This window comes from Bacillus sp. 05T31, assembly GCF_056396725.1.
Genome location: NZ_JBFTMA010000692.1, coordinates 1 through 2,371 on the forward strand (window position 1 = coordinate 1; position 2,371 = coordinate 2,371).

The window sequence follows — 2,371 nt, forward strand, 5'->3', positions numbered from 1 at the left end:
TATGTAGTCGATTAGAAGCTAACACAGGTATTTCTATGAGTCCCGAAGGACTCAATCAACGTTTTAATTCTCAGGCTGTTCAGTTTTTACAACAACTCTTAGCACATTTACTTCACCAACAATTTTGTTCTTCTAGCAAGATTCCAACTTTGTATGCAAACTATTTTCGGCGTATTCGTGTATTGGATTCTACACATTTTCAGATTCCGGATAAATTCGTTTCTACATATCAAGGTTCCGGTGGTAGTGGGCAAAATGCTGGCGTAAAAATTCAACTAGAGTATGATTTACTAAGTGGTCAATTTCTTCATGTTCATGTAGGATCGGGAAAGCACAATGATAAAACGTATGGTTCTACTTGTTTAGCGTCCCTTCAACCGAACGATGTATGTATACGTGATTTAGGATACTTCGATTTAAAAGACTTACATACTATAGAAGAGTGTAATGCCTATTTTATTTCAAGGTTAAAGCTCAATACACGTATATATCAGAAGAATAAAGAGCCTGAATACTTTCAAAATGGAACAATAAAAAAGCACTCTGAGTACATCCAATTAGATATGGAGCAATTCATTGACCAATTAAAGTCAGGTGAAACATATGAAATTCCTGAGGTTTATATTGGAATGCATCAAAAACTTCCTGCAAGACTCATTTTGTACAAATTAACTGAAACGCAAATGAAACGTAGGCAAAAGGATTTAGCATCTAAAGAACATAAGAAGCAAATTACCTATAAAGAACGTAGTAAGAGGCTTAGTGCAATTAACTTTTACATTACAAATATTCCTTTAGAATATCTACCAAAGGAACAAGTATACGATTTTTATTCCTTACGCTGGCAAATTGAACTTATTTTTAAAACCTGGAAATCATTTTTTCGTATTCATCACTGTAATTCTGTAAAATTAGAACGACTAGAGTGTCACTTATACGGACAATTAATAAGTATCCTTCTTTGTTCCTCCACCATGTTTCAAATGCGCCAATTACTCCTCATCAAGAAGAAACGAGAATTAAGTGAATATAAAGCAATTTATATCATCAAAGATTATTTTCCACTTATTTATCAATCTTTACAAAAAGACACCCAAGAATTAACAAAGATTCTCTTTCGTATGTTTAATCTCTTACAGAAAAATGGACGAAAATCCCATAGGTATGAGAAGAAAACAGTCTTTGATATCTTAGGCGTCGTATACAACTTTTCTATGTCTCACAATCATGTAGCGTAATCCAAAAAATTGAAACCCGATAGGGTTTATTTGGTATGCAAATCTTTAAAGAACTTACACTGGATCTTTAGAAAAACGAAAAAATTTCACGTGAAATTAAACTTATATAATCTTAGCTTGATGGCGATGGGGTAGCACCAACATTTCGCGAATTTCGTACGCTAAGGAATTATTCGGTGTCTTTTTTTAATATATCGATTAATAAAATAAGTTATATAAATAATTTGTTATACTTCCATGTACCCTAGCTGATATAATTTATAAGGCAATTATTGGTTAATTAATAGCGCACATATATTAGGGAGGTACATAAGTAATGATAGAAATAATCGCGGCATTAGTTTCACTAGTCGTACATTTTATTAGTTATCTCTTTTCAACAGGAGAAGACAAGAAAAAGGCAAAAGCAGATTTAAAAGAAGTTGTTAATGGTACTCATGGGAAAATATTGGTAGGATTTTTCGGAGGTGCGGCAGTTACAGGAATATTTGTAGTCATTTGGCTTTTATCAGAGTAAACCTTTCAGATATTTTAGCTTATATAACGTATAGTGCAGTTATTTGTTAATTAAGAAGAAAAGCATTAGAGAAAACAAGATATTAAATAATATATAAGGATCTCGCCATTTCTGTTGGATGGTGAGTTTTTTAATGTAAAAAAGCCTCCTGTATTTCTATAAAAGTATGTATCTGAGTTGATAGTTTTCGCAAATCACTTTGACTCATTAATTATTATCATTATAAAATAATATAAGGATATATTTTACTAGCAGTTATATGTTTAGGTATATCCCTTTTATAATTATAAGGAAGAAATTCAAGTTAAGACTGAAACAATAAGTTAGGAAAACTAAACTGACGCAGCAGACAATGCAAAAACACATGAAGGTCTGTCTATTGTTGAAGAAAAGAATTACTAAAAGAAAAAGGGGATAAGTTTAAAATGAATATTAATAAATTATTTAAGGGTATCGCAATAGCAGGATTAAGTTTTAGTTTCATGCTAGTAGGTTGTACTTTAAATACATATGGACTTACACAGTCAGAGTATAGAAAAGTAGATAAGTATTATGATGCAGATAAAATGGTATCTGACCTAAAGAAATTGCACTATAGTGATGAACACATTGAAAA

The 2,371-nt window shown here is 31.4% G+C and carries 2 protein-coding genes and 1 pseudogene; all 3 read left to right on the forward strand.

What is annotated here, in order from left to right; all coding sequences use genetic code 11:
* On the forward strand, positions 1-1,238 hold a 1,238-nt coding region (locus AC1DJR_RS26700), incomplete at its 5' end, for an IS4 family transposase (protein WP_477003929.1).
* Positions 1,239-1,554: 316 nt separating this feature from the next.
* On the forward strand, positions 1,555-1,755 hold the full coding sequence (locus AC1DJR_RS26705) for a hypothetical protein (protein ID WP_000569753.1): 201 nt from the start codon (positions 1,555-1,557) through the stop codon (positions 1,753-1,755).
* A 425-nt stretch (positions 1,756-2,180) separates the two neighbouring features.
* Positions 2,181-2,371, forward strand: a pseudogene (locus AC1DJR_RS26710) (DUF7018 domain-containing (lipo)protein); the annotation flags it as partial.

Coding starts and splice junctions, on each gene's coding strand:
- AC1DJR_RS26705 (WP_000569753.1), top strand. CDS start 1,555: ATGATAGAAATAATCGCGGCATTAGTTTCACTAGTCGTACATTTTATT.